The following is a 16,506-nucleotide window of genomic DNA, read 5'->3' as shown; positions in this document are numbered from 1 at the left end:
CGCGGGAAAACGTTTGCCCGGGCAGGCGGCCGCCAGCCGGTCGTCAACAGGCCACTGTGACGGCGGTCATGCATTAACACATTTGTCATGTTTTGCGCGGAACGTTGCCGTGGCGACTGCTATGGTTAGATTCCGACGGCCAGGTAAGGCTCGTCTGACTTCTAACGTCGACATCACCCCGTTCAGCAACGAACAAGGAGGCTGGCATGAACAAGATGACGTTCCCCAACGCCTGCCAGGTGATGCGCTGGCATTTCCATCCTCTGGGTTTCGAAGCCAGCATGGATGCGCCACGCAGCATGGTCGCCCGTCTTTTCGACCGCGCCAGCGGTGAAACCCTGCTGGCCATCGCCGGCATCCCCTGCGCGGCAATCATGGCCGCCACCGATGTCGAGCGCATCATCGAAGCGGTAGAGGCCGAGATGGAGACCTTCGACCTGCGCTTCAATCCTCTACGCGACGCGGTCTAGCCTACCGTCTCACGCCGCGCGTCCAGCCGGTTCAAGAACTGCTCGGGCGGTACCGGCTGGCCGAGCAGGTAACCCTGCAGCGAGTCACAGCCCAACCGGGTCAGGAAATCCTGCTGACGGTCCGTCTCCACCCCCTCGGCAACGATCCGCAGCCCCAGTGCCTGGCCCAGCGCAACGATGGCCGAGACGATCGCCGCGTCATCGCTGTCCTGCTCCAGGTCGCGGACGAAACCTCGGTCGATCTTCAGTTCGTTGGCCGGCAGGCGCTTGAGGTACATCAGGCTGGAATAGCCGGTGCCGAAGTCATCGATGGACAGGTCCACGCCCATGTCCGACAGGCGCTGCAGCACCATCAGGCTGGCATCGGCGTCACGCATGGCGGTGGTTTCGGTGATCTCCAGGGTCAGCCGGTTGGCCGGCAGGCCGTTATCGGCGAGGGCCTGGGCGACGCTGTCGACCAGCCCGGCATGGCAGAACTGGATCGCCGACAGGTTGACCGCGATACGCCAGTCCTCCCGCCCCTCACCCAGCCATTGGCGCATCTGCCGGCAAGCCTCGCCCAGCACCCACTCGCCGATGGGGATGATCAGCCCGGTCTTTTCGGCAAGGCCGATGAAGCGGTCCGGCAGCATCAGGCCATGTTGCGGATGCTCCCAGCGCAGCAGTGCCTCGGCGCCGATGGGTTGGCGCGCGACGGCGTCGAATTTGGGCTGGTAATGCAGGCGGAACTGGCCATGCTCCAGCGCCGTGCGCAGGTCCTGCAGCAATTGCAGCTGCTGGCGTGCGTTACTGTTCATCGACGCGTCGAAGAAGCTGTAGCCGTTCTTGCCGGCACTCTTGGCGTGGTACATCGCAGCGTCCGCGTTGCGCAGCAGCTCATGCTGATCCAGGCCGTTGCCCGGGTAGAGCACGATGCCCAGGCTGGCCGACAGCATCAGGTCATGCTCGGCCACCCGGAACGGCTTGGCCATCAGGTTGACCTGCTTGGCCGCGACGTTCACGGCATCGTCCGGCTCGCCAAGCTCGACCAGCAGCACGAACTCGTCACCGCCGATACGCGCCAGGGTGTCCTGGCTGTGCAGGTGGCCGCGCAAGCGCGCCGCCACCGCCTTGAGCAGCAGGTCGCCGATATGGTGGCCAAAGGCATCGTTGACCGGCTTGAAACCGTCCAGGTCGATGAACATCAGGGCGAAGCAGCCGCCCTGCTCTGCCACCCGGCCCATGGCCTGCTCGATGCGGTCGGCCAGCAGTGTGCGGTTGGGCAGCCCGGTGAGGGTGTCATGCAGGGCCAGTTGGGTCAGCTCCTGGTTGGCCAGCGTCAGCGAACGCGCCAGCTCCGCCGTGCGCGCTTCCAGGCGCGCATCCAGCACCGAGGTGAGCAGTGCCACGGCCAGCACCGCCAGGGTGGTGATCAGCACCAGGTAATCGAGGCCATCGCCCGCCAGGCCATCGGCCAGCGCGCCGCAGAAGCTGCCCTCGGGGAAGTTCGCCGCCGCCATGCCGGTGTAGTGCATGCCAACGATGGCGATACCCATCACCACCGCCGCCACGCCACGCACCTGCCGTACATACGGGGTGTGCTGGCGCAGGCGGAAGGCGATCCACAGTGCCGCAGCCGATGCGCCTACCGCTATGGCCAGGGAGGCGCCGAACAGGGTCGGGTCATAGTCGATCCCAGGCTGCATGCGCAACGCGGCCATGCCCATGTAGTGCATGCAGGCGATGCCGGTGCCCATGATCAGCGCCCCGAAGCCCAGCTGCAGCCACGGCAGCTTCGGCTGGCTCACCAGCCACAGGGCAAAGCCCGACGACAGCACCGCGATCAGCAGGGACAGCGCCGTCAGCGTGGTGTCATAACCCAGGCTGATCGGCAGGCTGAAGGCAAGCATGCCGATGAAGTGCATCGACCAGATGCCAATGCCCATGGCCAGTGCCCCGCCCCCCATCCACAGATGCACGGCGCGCCCTTTGGCCGTGGCGATGCGCCCGGTCAGGTCGAGGGCCGTATAAGAGGCAAGAATGGCCACGCACAGCGAGATCAACACCAGCGAGGAGGAGTAACTACCGATCAGCATTTGCACTTCCAGGAGCAGGGCGAAGGGGGGCCCGGAAAAGCCGATGATTGTACTCAAGCTTTGACGAAACGCACGGGGTTTTCGCCAACGAGAATGGATCCAATGATTAGCTGAAAGCGGCGTAATAGCTGCGTTAGAGCCTTTGCAATAGCAGATACCGGCAGATTGCCACTTGTCGTCTGTTGCACCACTGCCAAAGCCATCCGCCATTGCCGGGCTTGCACTTGGCGGCGTTGGTCGGGCACCCTCACGCGCCAAGCGAAGCGACTCCAGCTAGTCTGTACAAGCCGCCACAACCTTTCACCACTGTTTCAGGAGCTCACGATGGCCACCAGGTCCGGGCACATGCCCTTGCTCGCCCTCCCCCTGCTCGCCCTGAGCCTGGCGCTCACAGCCGGCTGCTCGAGCAAACATGCCAGTACCCGCTATGCCGCCCAAGGCTCCAACTGTTACGCCAAGGCCATGCCCAGCAGCGGCGAAGGCGGCCTGGCGTTCGGCCCGACCCTGGCCACGGCCAGCCGCAAGTCGCTCGACAGCTGCATGCGCTATGCCGGCCGCTCGGGCGGTGCACCCAAGACCTGCCAGGTAGTGCTGGCCAAGTGCAAGAGCTGAACGGCTAACCGAGCGCTTCCTCGATCAGTGCCGCAACCTCCCGTGCGTGGGACGCCAGCGAGGCATGGCTGGCGTCCAGGGTGATGACCTTGCGGGGCTTCATCCGCTCCGACATCATCTGCTGGTTGGCCGGTGCGATCATGTGGTCCTGGCTGGAGATCTGGTACCACGAGGGCTTGTGCCGCCACGCCGGGTCGCTGACGTTGTCGCCAAAGGTACTGGCCAGCGGCGCCTTCTGCGTCACCGCCATCACCAGTGCATCGTCAGCCGACAGGTCCTGGCAGAAGCTTTCGTGGAACTTGTCGGCCTTGATCCACAGGTAGCCGTCGCTGTCCGGCTCAAGGTTCGGCGCCGCCACCGGCAGGTGCTGTTGCGTCAGGCCGCCGGGGCTCTCCCCGGCATCGGGTGCGAAGGCGGCGATATAGACCAACCCCATCACGTTCTGCGCATTACCCGCCTCGGTAATCACCGCGCCGCCGTAGGAATGCCCCACCAGCAGCACCGGCCCCTGTACCTGCGCGACCATCTTGCGCGTGCGCTCGGCGTCGTCGGCCAGGGAAGTCAACGGCAGCTCCACTGCCCGGACCTCACTGATCCCTCTGCGTGACAGTTCGATGATCACCCTGCCCCAATGGGCGGCGCCGCCCCAGAAACCGTGGACGAGAACAACTGTAGGCCTGGTGCTCATGGGCTTGCCTCTTCGCTGGGTGATCAAGGGACTTGGAGGTCGCTGAAACAGCATAGGTGACCGCCAGCCACGCTTTAGATGAAAGGTGGCAGGCGCCAGCCCTGCTCATGACCAAAGCGCTGCTTCACTCCCCTGCTTGCTGACGTTTCCAGCGTTCCAGGTTCTCGGTCATCAGTTGCTCTGGAAGCGGCCCTGCGACCAGCGCTTTGAGCTTGAGCGCCAGTTGCTCACGCAGTTCGGGGGTGTTGCAGGGGGACTTGTGCGACAGCGCCAGGTACAGCCCTTCGCTGGAGATCGGCGGCTCCAGTACCTCCAGCTGCTGTTCCTGGTCCAGGGTACGGGCCAGGGCCAGGCCCGGATAGCGTTCGAAAATCACGTAGTCATTGCGTTTGCGCAGCAGCTTCTCGAAGGCCTGGGTGGCGCTGGGCACCGCTTCGAGGCTGAGTTGCGCGCGGGCATAGTCGTCGAATGCCTGACCATGGCTGTTGTTGACCAAGGTGCCACCGCGCCGCCCCTTCAGGTCGGACCAGTCGCTATAGGCAAAGCCTTCGCCCTTGCGAACCCAGACCACGCTGGAGTTGAACAGGAACGGCGGGCTGACGAAATCGACCCACTGCTCCCGGGCCTGAGTACGAAAGTAGCCAGCCATCAGGTCGATGCGCCCGGTGTTCAGCTCTTCCTGGGCCCGCGACCAAGGGCCGGTGTAGAGGATCTGCACCGCCAGCCCGAGTTCGCTGGCCAGGTGCTTGAGCAGGTCGGCATTGGCACCGATCAGTTGCTGGGGGTTATGTGGATCGCGCCAGAGGTAGGGTGGGTATTCCGGGTTGCCGGTGGCGGTCAGTTGCCGGCACGGCTCATGTGCAAGGGTGAAGGTCGGCAGCAAGGCCAAGGCGAGCCATAACACCGACCGGTACCGACGTTGTGCGCTCATCGCGACCCTCTCGCTCCTGCGTGCCTGACAGAAATGGCCCTGGGGCGCTCCATGCACCGGCCTGGTCAACGTGCCCAAACTGCAGTGGCAGTAAGTCAAAACGGGCCCGATACAGTGTGCACCAGAAATGGCAGATCGCCACGCACTCATTTGGATTGGCGGCGCTCGTTCTCGAAGTCACTACCGCCCGCTCGTCATGCATCAGCATGGGAGTCCCTTTGCTACGCTTGGCTCACCGATCAGCTCAGTCCCCTTGGTCCGCCAGCGCCTGCTGCTCATCCCAGCCGCCCCCCAGCGCCGCAATCAACTGCACACTCGCCAACAACCGCCCCTGCAGCAGCGACAGTACACTGCGCTCATTGCTCAGCGCCGTAGTCTGCACGCTCACCACATCCAGGTAGCCGATCAAGCCGGCCTTGTACTGGTTCTCGGTCAGGCGCAGCGACTCGCGCGCCGCATCCAGTGCTTCCTGGCGCACCACGGCCTCGTCGCCGTACACCTTGAGCTGCACCAGGAAATTCTCGACCTCCTTGAACCCATCCAGCACGGTCTGTCGGTACTGGGCCACGGTCTGGTCATAGACGGCCACGGTGCGGTCCACTTCGGCGCTGCGCTTGCCGGCATCAAACAGCGTCAACGCCAACTGCGGCCCCACGGACCAGTAGCGGTTGGGCAACTCGATCCAGTTGTTGAAGCTGCTGCTGGAATAGCCGCCGCTCATGCTCAGCGACAGGTCGGGGAAGTAGGCCGCGCGGGACACGCCGATGTTCGAGTTGGCGGCCATGACCTTGCGCTCGGCCGAAGCGATGTCCGGGCGACGCTCCAGCAACTGCGACGGCAGCGCCACCGGAATATCGGGCAATGCCGGAATCGCCTCGGTCGCTGCCAGGGCAAAGTCGGCCGGCGCCTTGCCCATCAGCACCGCGATGGCGTTCTCGTACTGGGCCCGCTGCCAGGCCAGGTCGATCAGGTCGGCCTGGGTGCTCTTGAGCTGGGTGCGGGCCTGGGCCACGGCGTCCGGCCCAGCCACGCCAGCGCGGTACTGGTTTTCGTTCATCTTCAATGAACGCGCATAAGCGGCGACGGTCGCTTCGAGCAGGCGTTTCTGCGCATCGATCACCCGCAGTTGCAGGTAGTTCTGCACCAGCTCCGACTGCTGGCTGAGGCGGATCGCGGCCAGGTCGGCGAGGCTGGCCTGGGCGCTGGCCTCGTTGGCATTCAGGGTTTCGCGCAACTTGCCCCACAGGTCGATCTCCCAGCTGACACCAAGCTGGGCGTTGTAGGTGTCGCGGATACCGCTGCTGTTGTTCGACAGGCTGGAACTGGAGCTGCCGGTGCCCTGGGCCGAGCGGGTCTTGCCCACGGACAGGTCCAGCGAGGGGAACAGCGACGCGCGGCTGCTGCGCACCAGGGCCTGGGCCTGGCGATATTGGGCCGCGGATTGCGCAACGGTCTGGTTGCTGCGGTTGAGTTCCTCGACCAGCGTATTGAGCTGCGCGTCGCCGTAGATCTCCCACCAGGCGCCGCGGGCGATGGCGTCGGACGGCTTGGCCTGGGTCCAGCCTTCGGCCTGCTTGAACTGCGCCGGGGTGCTCAACTCAGGGCGATGGTAGTCGGGGCTCAGGGTACAGGCGCTGAGCATCGCCACGCACAGCCCGGCGCCAACCAGGCGCGAGCCGCGCCCCTGGGTCAGGCGCATGAGGGCACGGTGCAGGCGGGTATGGGCAAAGTTCATAGCGGAGTATCCAGGGCAGCGTCGGTGCGCACGCCGCGCCAACGGTTGAAACGGTGGCGCAGGCGGTCGAGGTAGAGGTAGACCACAGGCGTCGTGTACAGGGTGAGCATCTGGCTGAAGACCAGGCCGCCGATGATGGTCAGGCCCAGCGGCTGGCGCATTTCGGCGCCTTCGGCCTGGCTGAGCAACAGCGGCAGCGCGCCGAGGATGGCGGCAAGGGTGGTCATCAGGATCGGCCTAAGGCGCAGCAAGCAGGCACGGCGGATCGACTCTTCCGGCGACAGGCCGTCGTTGCGCTCCAGTTGCAGGGCCAGGTCGATCATCAGGATGGCGTTCTTCTTCACCACGCCGATCAGCAGGAACAGCCCCAGCAGCGAGATCAGGCTGAACTCGCCGCCGGTCAGGTACAGCGCGAGCAACCCGCCGACGCCGGCCGAAGGCAGCGTGGACAGAATGGTCAGCGGGTGGATGTAGCTCTCGTAGAGAATGCCCAGCACCAGGTACACCAGCACCAGGGCGCCGAGGATCATCAGCGGCTGGCCTTCGGTGGTCTTGGTGAAGGCATCGCCAGTACCGCCCAACTTGGCGATCACCGATTCCGGCAACCCCAGCCTGGCCACTGCACGCTCCAGCGCAGCCAGGGCCTGGTCGGTGCTGTAGCCCTCGGCCACATCGAACGAGATGTCTTCGGAGGCGAACTGGCCTTCGTGGCTGACGCGGTCGTTGGCCAGGCTGTTCTCGTAACGGGCAAAGCTGGACAGCGGCACGCGGGCACCGTCGGCGGTGATCACCTGCACCTGCTCCAGGGTGCTCGGGTCCCAGGCGTATTTGGGATTGATCTCCAGCACAACCTGGTACTGGTTGAGGCTGTCGTAGATGGTCGAGATCTGCCGCTGGCTGTAGGCGTTGTTGAGCACCGAGGTGACCATGTTCATGTCGATGCCCAGGCGCTTGGCCTGGTCACGGTCCACCACCAGGGTCACTTGCTGGGTGCCGGCGCCGTCGCGGGCATCGATGGCAGTCAGTTCGGGCAGCTTGCGCAGCTCGGCGGCCACCTTCGGGAACCATTCGCGCAAGGCGGCCAGGTCACCACTCTGCAGGGTGTAGAGGTACTGCGAAGTACTCTGGTCGCGGCCACCACCGCCCAGTTGCAAGTCCTGGTCGGCCATCAGGAACAAGCGGCCGCCGGGCACCTTGGGCATTTCCTTGCGCAGGCGTTCGATGACCTTTTGCGCGTTCTCCTTGCGCTGGGCGATGGGCTTGAGCCGCACCAGCATGAAGGCGTTGTTGGTGCCGCTGTTGCCGCCGATGAAGCCGGCGACGCTCTCCACGGCCGGGTCCTTGAGCAGCGCCCGGCGGTAGATCTCCATCTTCGGCTGCATCACGCTGAACGACAGGCCGTCGTCGCCACGTACGAAGCCCTGCAACTGGCCGGTGTCCTGCTGCGGCATCAGCGTCTTGGGCACCACCACATACAGGGCGACGTTGAGGGCGATGGTAGCCAGCAGGCTGAACAGCGTCAGGCGCTTGTGGCGCAGCGCCCAGCCCAGGCTGCGGTCGTAACCGGCGACCATACGCTGGTGGATGCGGTCGCTGAAGCGCTGCAGGCGGGTCTGCTGCTGCGGACCATGCACCTTCAACCAGCGCGAACAGAGCATCGGCGTAAGCGTGAGCGACACCACCAACGAGACGATGATCGCTGCCGCCAGGGTGATCGAGAACTCCTTGAACAAGCCGCGCACGATGCCGCCCATGAACAGGATCGACACGAACACCGCCACCAGCGAGACGTTCATCGACAGCAGGGTGAAGCCGACCTCCTGCGCCCCCTTGTAGGCGGCGCGCATGGGGTTCTCACCGTTCTCGATATGCCGGGAGATGTTCTCCAGCACCACGATGGCATCGTCTACCACCAGGCCGGTGGCCAGGATCAGCGCCATCAGCGACAGGTTGTTCAGCGAGAAGCCGCACAGGTACATCACCGCAAAGGTGCCCACCAGCGACACGGGCACGGCCAAGCTTGGAATCAGCGAGGCGCGGAAGTTGCCGAGGAACAGGTACACCACCAGTATCACCAGCGCCACGGCGATCAGCAGGGTGTGCTCGGCCTCCTTGAGGGTGGCCTTGATCACCGGCGAGCGGTCCATGGCCACGTCCAGCTTGACGCTGGCCGGCAGCAGCGATTGCAGGGCCGGCAGCTCGGCCTTGATCTGCTCGACGGTCTGGATGATGTTGGCGCCGGACTGGCGGTTGACCACCAGCAGCACCGCGCTTTCGTCGTTGAAGAAGCCGCTGTTGTAGCGGTTCTCCACGCCATCGGTGACCTTGGCCACGTCGGACAGGCGCAGGATCGCGCCGTTCTGCTGGCGGATCACGATCGGCTTGTAGTCTTCGGCTTTCTCCAACTGATCGTTGGCGCGCACCTGCCAGTTGCGTTCCTGGTCCTCGACAAAACCCATGGGCCGGCGCTGGTTGGCGTTGGCCACGGCGGTGCGCACATCGTCCAGGGCCAGGTTGTACTGGTTGAGCAGCTGTGGCTCCAGCTCGATGCGCACGGCGGGCAGCGAACTGCCGCCGATCTGCACCTCCCCTACCCCGCTGACCTGGGACAGGCTCTGGGACAGGATGGTGTCGGCCAGGTCGTACAACTGCCCCTTGGACAGCACTGAGGAGGTCAGCGACAGCACCATGATCGGCGCTTGCGAAGGGTTGATCTTCTTGTACGTGGGCATGCTGCGCATGCCACTGGGCAACAGGTTGCGGGTGGCGTTGATCGCCGCCTGCACTTCACGCGCGGCGCCGTCGATGTCACGGCCCAGGTCGAAGCCGATGATCACCCGGGTCGAGCCCTGGTTGGAGCTGCTGGTCAGGGTGGTGACACCGGCAATCGCACCGAGCTTGCGCTCCAGCGGCGTGGCCACGGTGGACGCCATCACCTCGGGGCTCGCACCGGGCAAGCTGGCCTGGACCACGATCACCGGGAAGTCCATCTGCGGCAGCGGCGACACCGGCAACAGGCCGAAGCTCACCCCACCCAGCAGCATGATCGCCAGGCTCAGCAGCATGGTCGCCACCGGCCGGCGGATGAAAGGACCGGACAGGTTCATGCGTCGGCCTGCTGTGCGTCAGCCGCTGGGCGCCAACGGCGGGCCAGGCGGTCGAAGTACAGGTAAATGACCGGGGTGGTGAACAGGGTCAGCACCTGGCTCACCAGCAGCCCGCCGACCATCACCAGGCCCAGCGGCTGGCGCAGTTCGGCACCGGAACCGGTGGCGAGCATCAAGGGCACGGCGCCGAACAGCGCGGCCAGGGTGGTCATCAGGATCGGCCGGAAACGCAGTAGCGCCGCCTGGTAGATCGCATCGCGCGGGCTCATGCCCTGGTGGCGCTCGGCCTCCAGGGCGAAGTCGATCATCATGATCGCGTTCTTCTTGACGATGCCGATCAACAGGATGATGCCGATGATCGCGATCATCCCCAGGTCATTGCCGCTGAGCAGCAATGCCAGCAAGGCGCCCACCGCCGCCGAGGGCAGCGTGGAGAGGATGGTCACCGGGTGGATATAGCTCTCGTAGAGCACCCCCAGCACGATGTACATGGTCACCACCGCGGCCAGGATCAACAGCAAGGTGCTCGACAGCGAAGCCTGGAACGCCGCGGCGGCACCCTGGAAGCGGGTCTGCACGCCGATCGGCATGCCGATCTCCTGTTGCACCTGCTCGATCACCTGCACCGCCTCGCCCAGGGACGCGCCATGGCCGAGGTTGAACGACATCATCACCGCCGGGAACTGGCCGATGTGCGAGATGGCCAGCTGGGCCTGGCGCTGTTCGATGCGCGCCAGCGCCGACAGGCGCACCTGGCCGCCGTCGGTGGCCTTGACGTGGATCGACTCCAGGGCCTGCGGGCCAAGGCTGGCAGCGGTCTGCGATTGCAGCACCACGCGGTACTGGCTGGCCTGGGTGTAGATGGTCGAGATCTGCCGCTGGCCGAAGGCGTCATACAGCGCGTTGGTAATCTGCGACACGCTGATGCCCAGGCGGCTGGCCATGTCACGGTCGATCACCAGGTACACCTGCAGGCCCTTGTCCTGCAGGTCGCTGGCCACGTCCTGCAATTCGGGGCGCTGCTGCAGGGCCTGCACCAGCTTGCCGCTCCACTGCGCGAGCAGCTCGGCGTCGGGCGAACTGAGGCTGAACTGGTACTGGGTGCGGCTGACCCGATCCTCGATGCTCAAATCCTGCACCGGCTGCATGAACAGGCGGATCCCCACCAGCCGGTCGAGCTGTGGCTGCAGGCGGTTGATCACCTGGCTGGCGGTGACGTCGCGCTCGCCGTGGGGCTTGAGGTTGATCAGCAGGCGGCCGCTGTTGAGGGTGGCGTTGTCGCCGTCCACGCCGATGTACGAGGACAGGCTCTGCACCGCCGGGTCCTTGAGGATCACGCCGGCCAGTGCCTGCTGGCGCTCGCTCATGGCGGCAAACGAGGTGGACTGCGGGGCTTCGGAGATGCCCTGGATCACGCCGGTGTCCTGGGCCGGGAAGAAGCCTTTGGGCACCGCCAGGTACAGCACCACGGTCAGCGCAAGGGTGGCCACCGCCACCAGCAGCGTCAGTGGCTGATGCTTGAGCACCCAGGTCAGGGCGCTGCCGTAGTGCTTGATCAGCCAGTCGATCCAGGCGCCGCTGGCACGGTAGAAGCGGCCCTGCTCTTCTGCCTTGGGCTCGCGCTTGAGCAGGCGCGCGCACATCATCGGCGTCAGGGTCAGCGATACCACCAGGGAAATCAGGATCGCCACCGCCAGGGTGATGGCGAACTCGCGGAACAATCGCCCGACCACATCGGCCATGAACAGCAAGGGGATCAATACCGCAATCAAGGAAAACGTCAGCGAGATCAGGGTGAAGCCGATCTGTTTGGCGCCCTTGAGCGCAGCCTGGAAGGGTGTCTCGCCCTCTTCGATATGCCGGGAGATGTTCTCCAGCATGACGATGGCATCGTCCACCACGAAACCGGTGGCGATGGTCAGGGCCATCAGCGTGAGGTTGTTGACCGAGAACCCGGCCAGGTACATCACCCCGAAGGTGCCGATCAGCGACAGCGGCACGGCGATGGACGGAATGATCGTCGCGCTGACCCGGCGCAGGAACAGGAACGTGACCATCACCACCAGGGCGATGGCGAACAGCAGCTCGTGCTGCACGTCGCGCACGGCGGCGCGGATGGTCTGGGTGCGATCGGTGAGCACCATGACGTCGAGGCCGGCGGGCAGGTTGTCGGTGATCGACGGCAGCAGTTCCTTGATCCGGTCGACCACTTCGATGACGTTGGCACCGGGCTGGCGCTGGATATTCAGCAGCACCGCCTCGTTCTGGTTGGCCCAGGCGGCCAGGCGTTCGTTTTCGGCGCCATCGACGATCTCGGCGACGTCCTTGAGGCGCAGCGGCGCACCGTTGGCGTACTTGAGGATGAGGTTGGCGTATTCCTCGGGCGAACGCAGCTGGTCGTTGGCGTCGAGCATCGACACCCGGGTGGGGCCATCGAAGTTGCCCTTGGGCTGGTTGACGTTGGAAGCGCCGATCAAGGTGCGCACGTCATCCAGGTTCAGGCCGTTGGCGGCCAGGGCATCGACGTTGACCTTGATCCGTACGGCCTGGCGCTGGCCGCCGGCGATGCTGACCATGCCCACGCCGCTGATCTGCGCGATCTTCTGCGCCACGCGGGTGTCGACCAGGTCGTTGAGCTTGGGCAACGGCATGGTTTTCGAGGAAATCGCCAGGGTCAGCACCGGGGTGTCGGCCGGGTTGACCTTGTTGTACACCGGCGGTGCCGGCAGGTCGCTGGGCAGCAGGTTACTGGCGGCGTTGATCGCGGCCTGCACCTGTTGCTCGGCAACGTCCATGTTCATGTCTAGGTTGAAGCGCAGCGTGAGGACCGACGCGCCACCGGAGCTGGTCGAGGCCATCTGCTCCAGGCCCGGCATCTGCCCGAACTGGCGCTCCAGCGGTGCGGTGACGGCACTGGTCATCACCTGCGGGCTGGCGCCGGGGTACAGGGTCATGACCCGGATGGTCGGGTAGTCGACCTGGGGCAAGGCCGCCACCGGCAGCATCTTGTAGGCGATCAGGCCGGCCAGGACGATGGCCAGCATGCTCAGCGTGGTGGCGACCGGCCGCAGGATGAACAGGCGGGAAAGGTTCATGCGCCCGCCTTGGAGCTCGATTTACCGGTGGTCTGTGCCGCGCCCTTGGCGTCCTGGCCCTGCAGGTGCTGGCCGGGGGTGGTGGGCACTTGCGAGCTGTCTTCGACCACATCGACCTTGGTGCCTTCGCGCAGGCGGTCGGTGCCTTCCAGCACCAGGCGATCGCCCGCGGACAGGCCTTCGAGGATCACGCTGTGCTGGCCATCGCTGGCCCCTACCTTGAGCTTGCGGATGTTGACCTTGCTGTCCTGGTTGACCACGTAGGCGAAGGTGCCGTCGTTGCCGAACTGGATCGCCGCGGCCGGGGCCAGCACCACCTGCTTGAGGGTGTCGGCCAGCAGGCGCACGTTGACGAACTGGTTGGGGAACAGCGCGTGGTCCTTGTTCGGGAACGTGCCCTTGAACTTCAGGGTACCGGTGGTGGTGTCGATCTGGTTGTCGAGGCTGCCCAGCACGCCGCTGGCCTGGAGCTTGCGATCGCCACGGTCCCAGGCTTCGACCGGCAGGCTGGCACCGCTGCGGTAGCGGGCAAGCACGGTGTCCAGTTCGGTTTCCGGCAGGGTGAAGGCGACGTTGATCGGCTCGGTCTGGGTGATCACCACCAGCGCGGTGGTGTCGTTGGCGGCGACCAGGTTGCCCAGGTCCAGTTGGCGCAGGCCCAGGCGGCCGTTGATCGGTGCACGGATCTGGGTGAAATCGAGGTTCAGGCGGGCATCGTTGACAGCGGCCTGGTTGGTCTTGACCAGCCCCTGGAACTGCGCCACCTGGGCTTCGGCGGTGTCGAGGGTCTGCTTGGCGATGCTGTCTTCGGCGTACAGGCCTTTATAGCGGGCCAGGTCGACCTGGGCGTTCTTCAGTTGTGCCTGGTTCTGCGCCAGGGTGCCTTCGGCCTGCTGCAGGGCAATGCGGTACGAGCGCGGGTCGATCTCGGCGAGCAGGTCGCCGGCCTTGACCTGCTGGCCTTCCTGGAAGTGGATCTTGACCAGCTCGCCGGCCACCCGGCTGCGCACGTTGACGGTGTTGGTCGCGGTGACGGTACCCAGGGCCTTGTAGTACAGCGGGAAGTCGCCGACGCGTACAGGCTCCACGCGCACCGGCACCGGGTCGCTCGAGGCGCCGAATCCCGGGCGCCCGCCCATGCCCATGCCTTTGCCCGGCCGGCCACCGCCAGTCGCTTCCGTGTGGACGGCCGCTGCAGGCCACAGCCACCAGGCCAGCAAGGCCACCAGCAGCAGGATCAGCAGGCCGAACAGCCAGCGACGAGGGGAACGGGAATTGGACACTTGCATGGGACGAACGAACCTTGTTCAGAGAAAGACGGCGGGAAGAGCGTGAACGATAAGCACTGGCATCGGATTAGCAAAGGAGCTTTACCCGTGCTTTACCTTCGGCTGACGTTGGTCAGGGGATGCACTTTAAATGAAAACGGCCTGGAACGTTGTCCAGGCCGTTACCGGGTGTAACCCAGTCGTGGGAGCGGGCTTGCCCCGCGATTGTGCCTTGAAGGCTCACATCACACCCTGACAAGACGCCATCGCGGGGCAAGTCGCATCGGCGCACCGCCGCTCCCACGCCGCCCCAACGGGCGCGCGGTGTTACTTCAGAACAGCCAGCGCCGCGTCGTAGTTCGGCTCATCGGCGATCTCGCCCACCAGCTCGCTGTGCAGCACCTTGTCGTTTTCATCCAGCACCACCACGGCGCGGGCAGCCAGGCCGGCCAGCGGGCCGTCGGCGATGGCCACGCCGTAGTTTTCCAGGAACTCGCGGCCACGCAGGGTCGACAGGTTCTTCACGTTCTCCAGGCCTTCGGCGCCGCAGAAGCGTGCCTGGGCGAATGGCAGGTCGGCGGAGATGCACAGCACCACGGTGTTGGCCACGTCGTTGGCCTGGGCGTTGAACTTGCGCACCGAGGTGGCGCAGGTCGGGGTGTCGACGCTTGGAAAGATATTCAGCACCTTGCGCTTGCCGGCGAAGTCTTTCAGCGAGGTGTCAGCCAGGTTGCCGGCAACCAGCGAGAAGGCAGGCGCCTGGGCGCCGACTTGCGGCAGATTACCGCTCACCTGAACCGGGCCGCCTTTGAGAGTCACTTGAGCCATGGGAAATCATCCTTAGTATGGGGTTGGTAAAAGACCCCGAGTTAAGCATGAAGCTGCGCAAGTGCCTATAAGCAAACATGAAATTGTTCTATTGCCAGACAATTCTTGTGGACAATAAAAAGCCCGGGTGGCGACAACCGACCCGGGATCTTGTGCTTTTCAGCAGTGAATCAGCCCATCAGGCCATACACCACCGAGGTCAGAGCCACCAGGCCGATGACAACCACGAACAGGTTCGACAGCGCACCGCTGTACTTGCGCATCGACGGCACGCGACGGATGGCGTACATCGGCATCAGGAACAGCAGCACGGCGATGATCGGGCCACCGAGGGACTCGATCATGCCGAGGATGCTCGGGTTAAGGGTGGCGACGATCCAGCACACCACCAGCATCAGTGCGGCGACCATGCGGTCCAGGGCCTTGGCGCCCGGGCGCAGGCCGGTCTTGACGATCATGCCCTTGAGGCCTTCGCTGGCACCGATGTAGTGGCCCAGGAACGACTTGGCGATGGCGATGAACGCGATCAGCGGCGCGGCAAAGGCGATGGTCGGCTGGTCGAAGTGGTTGGCCAGGTACGACAGGATCGACAGGTTCTGCGCCTTGGCTTCGGCCAGCTGGGCGCTGCTCAGGGTCAGCACGCAGCTGAACACGAAGAACAGCACCATCAGCACCATCAGCAGGTGGGCGCGGCGCAGGATCTGGCCGCTGCGCTCGTCGGCATGGTCACCGTAGCGGCGCTTCTGGTCGACGGCGAAGGCCGAGATGATCGGCGAGTGGTTGAACGAGAACACCATCACCGGAATGGCCAGCCACACGGTGTGCAGGAAGGCAGAGCCCGACGGCACTTGCGAGGCGGTGTCGAGGATGCCGCCGGTCCAGTGCGGCACCAGGTACAGGGCCAGCAGCGCCAGGGCGACGATGAACGGGTAGACCAGCAGGCTCATGACCTTGACCGTGGCCTGTTCACCGCAACGCACGATCGCCAGCAGGCCGAGGATCAGCACGAACGACAGGATCGCCCGCGGCGGCGGCGCGATGTGCAGCTGGTGCTCCATGAAGCTGCTGACGGTGTTGGTCAGGGCCACGCTATAGATCAGCAGGATCGGGAAGATGGCGAAGAAGTACAGCACGGTGATCAGCGCACCGGCCTTGATGCCGAAGTGCTCTTCCACGACCTGGGTGATGTCGCCGCCGCTACGCCCGGACAGCACGAAACGGGTCAGGCCGCGGTGGGCGAAGTAAGTCATGGGGAACGCCAGCGCCGCGAGGATCAGCAGCGGCCAGAAGCCGCCGAGGCCGGCGTTGATCGGCAAGAACAGGGTTCCGGCGCCGATGGCTGTGCCGAACAGGCCCAGCATCCAGGTGGTGTCGTGACGCGACCAGCTGCCAAGGGTGGCGGGGGTCGATTCTGCAAAGCGTTGTTCAACGCTTGGGGCCTGCTCATTCATTCCGGGTGAAGCTCCACTCGCAAGACTGCAACAGGCTGAGAATGGCGAAATAGACGTTTCGCCCAACTCAACCGGGGAAGAGGGGCGCGATTGTGCATGCAAAGGTTGCACTTGGGGAAGCCCCGTCCGAGGGACGGTTGCACTTGTCTGTACAAGAGACCCGGTTTTACGAGGGTGAAAGCATCGCGGGGGGGGGGGGGGGGGGGGGACCAAGAAAAAAAGGAGGGGGGGGGGGGGGGCGCGGAG

The 16,506-nt window shown here is 65.0% G+C and carries 11 protein-coding genes; 2 read left to right on the top strand and 9 right to left on the bottom strand.

Annotated elements, in window-relative coordinates:
* Positions 1-206 precede the first annotated feature (206 nt).
* Entirely contained in the window at positions 207-470 is a 264-nt protein-coding gene (locus ACO6VM_RS00310) for a DUF1652 domain-containing protein (protein WP_110994451.1), read from the top strand.
* On the opposite strand, the gene ACO6VM_RS00305 is transcribed toward ACO6VM_RS00310, so the two are convergent.
* Positions 467-2,545, bottom strand: coding sequence for a putative bifunctional diguanylate cyclase/phosphodiesterase (locus tag ACO6VM_RS00305; protein WP_390970907.1), 2,079 nt, complete (start codon positions 2,543-2,545; stop codon positions 467-469). The genes ACO6VM_RS00310 and ACO6VM_RS00305 overlap by 4 nt on opposite strands.
* Positions 2,546-2,869: 324 nt before the next feature.
* On the opposite strand from ACO6VM_RS00305, the gene ACO6VM_RS00300 reads away from it, so the two are divergent.
* A complete protein-coding gene (locus ACO6VM_RS00300; RefSeq protein WP_401060023.1) occupies positions 2,870-3,157 on the top strand; it encodes a hypothetical protein in 288 nt (95 codons plus the stop codon).
* A gap of 4 nt (positions 3,158-3,161) precedes the next feature.
* Here ACO6VM_RS00300 and ACO6VM_RS00295 read toward each other — a convergent pair whose 3' ends face one another.
* From ACO6VM_RS00295 to ACO6VM_RS00260, 8 genes are all read right to left on the bottom strand, one after another.
* A complete protein-coding gene (locus ACO6VM_RS00295; RefSeq protein ID WP_401060021.1) occupies positions 3,162-3,845 on the bottom strand; it encodes an alpha/beta hydrolase in 684 nt (227 codons plus the stop codon).
* A 124-nt stretch (positions 3,846-3,969) separates the two neighbouring features.
* Complete coding sequence (locus ACO6VM_RS00290; RefSeq protein ID WP_401060019.1) at positions 3,970-4,776, bottom strand: substrate-binding periplasmic protein; 807 nt, start codon at positions 4,774-4,776, stop codon at positions 3,970-3,972.
* Between the two features lie 244 nt (positions 4,777-5,020).
* Positions 5,021-6,511 (bottom strand): efflux transporter outer membrane subunit, encoded by a 1,491-nt coding sequence (locus ACO6VM_RS00285; RefSeq protein ID WP_422402526.1) that lies wholly within the window; start codon positions 6,509-6,511, stop codon positions 5,021-5,023.
* Positions 6,508-9,618, bottom strand: coding sequence for an efflux RND transporter permease subunit (locus ACO6VM_RS00280; RefSeq protein ID WP_401060016.1), 3,111 nt, complete (start codon positions 9,616-9,618; stop codon positions 6,508-6,510). The genes ACO6VM_RS00285 and ACO6VM_RS00280 overlap by 4 nt, the downstream gene beginning before the upstream one ends.
* Positions 9,615-12,713 (bottom strand): MdtB/MuxB family multidrug efflux RND transporter permease subunit, encoded by a 3,099-nt coding sequence (locus ACO6VM_RS00275; protein ID WP_401060014.1) that lies wholly within the window; start codon positions 12,711-12,713, stop codon positions 9,615-9,617. The genes ACO6VM_RS00280 and ACO6VM_RS00275 overlap by 4 nt, the downstream gene beginning before the upstream one ends.
* Entirely contained in the window at positions 12,710-14,002 is a 1,293-nt protein-coding gene (locus ACO6VM_RS00270; RefSeq protein ID WP_401060012.1) for an MdtA/MuxA family multidrug efflux RND transporter periplasmic adaptor subunit, read from the bottom strand. The genes ACO6VM_RS00275 and ACO6VM_RS00270 overlap by 4 nt, the downstream gene beginning before the upstream one ends.
* 306 nt (positions 14,003-14,308) lie before the next feature.
* Positions 14,309-14,809: a thiol peroxidase gene (tpx, locus tag ACO6VM_RS00265; RefSeq protein WP_125464238.1), complete on the bottom strand. Its 501-nt coding sequence runs from the start codon at positions 14,807-14,809 to the stop codon at positions 14,309-14,311.
* A 170-nt stretch (positions 14,810-14,979) separates the two neighbouring features.
* Positions 14,980-16,260: a serine/threonine transporter gene (locus ACO6VM_RS00260; protein ID WP_258641718.1), complete on the bottom strand. Its 1,281-nt coding sequence runs from the start codon at positions 16,258-16,260 to the stop codon at positions 14,980-14,982.
* Between the last annotated feature and the right edge of the window lie 246 nt (positions 16,261-16,506).

The sequence above is a fragment of the Pseudomonas sp. GZD-209 genome, assembly GCF_049310485.1.
Taxonomy (GTDB): Bacteria; Pseudomonadota; Gammaproteobacteria; order Pseudomonadales; family Pseudomonadaceae; genus Aquipseudomonas; species Aquipseudomonas sichuanensis.
This window is presented reverse-complemented; position numbering and strand designations above follow the sequence as displayed.

What these genes read in the sequence shown, in the direction of transcription:
- ACO6VM_RS00310 (WP_110994451.1), top strand. Translation starts at nt 207, where the DNA reads ATGAACAAGATGACGTTCCCCAACGCCTGCCAGGTGATGCGCTGGCAT.
- ACO6VM_RS00275 (WP_401060014.1), bottom strand. Translation starts at nt 12,713, where the DNA reads ATGAACCTTTCCCGCCTGTTCATCCTGCGGCCGGTCGCCACCACGCTG.
- ACO6VM_RS00300 (WP_401060023.1), top strand. Translation starts at nt 2,870, where the DNA reads ATGGCCACCAGGTCCGGGCACATGCCCTTGCTCGCCCTCCCCCTGCTC.
- tpx (WP_125464238.1), bottom strand. Translation starts at nt 14,809, where the DNA reads ATGGCTCAAGTGACTCTCAAAGGCGGCCCGGTTCAGGTGAGCGGTAAT.
- ACO6VM_RS00305 (WP_390970907.1), bottom strand. Translation starts at nt 2,545, where the DNA reads ATGCTGATCGGTAGTTACTCCTCCTCGCTGGTGTTGATCTCGCTGTGC.
- ACO6VM_RS00280 (WP_401060016.1), bottom strand. Translation starts at nt 9,618, where the DNA reads ATGAACCTGTCCGGTCCTTTCATCCGCCGGCCGGTGGCGACCATGCTG.
- ACO6VM_RS00285 (WP_422402526.1), bottom strand. Translation starts at nt 6,511, where the DNA reads ATGAACTTTGCCCATACCCGCCTGCACCGTGCCCTCATGCGCCTGACC.
- ACO6VM_RS00295 (WP_401060021.1), bottom strand. Translation starts at nt 3,845, where the DNA reads ATGAGCACCAGGCCTACAGTTGTTCTCGTCCACGGTTTCTGGGGCGGC.
- ACO6VM_RS00290 (WP_401060019.1), bottom strand. Translation starts at nt 4,776, where the DNA reads ATGAGCGCACAACGTCGGTACCGGTCGGTGTTATGGCTCGCCTTGGCC.
- ACO6VM_RS00270 (WP_401060012.1), bottom strand. Translation starts at nt 14,002, where the DNA reads ATGCAAGTGTCCAATTCCCGTTCCCCTCGTCGCTGGCTGTTCGGCCTG.
- ACO6VM_RS00260 (WP_258641718.1), bottom strand. Translation starts at nt 16,260, where the DNA reads ATGAATGAGCAGGCCCCAAGCGTTGAACAACGCTTTGCAGAATCGACC.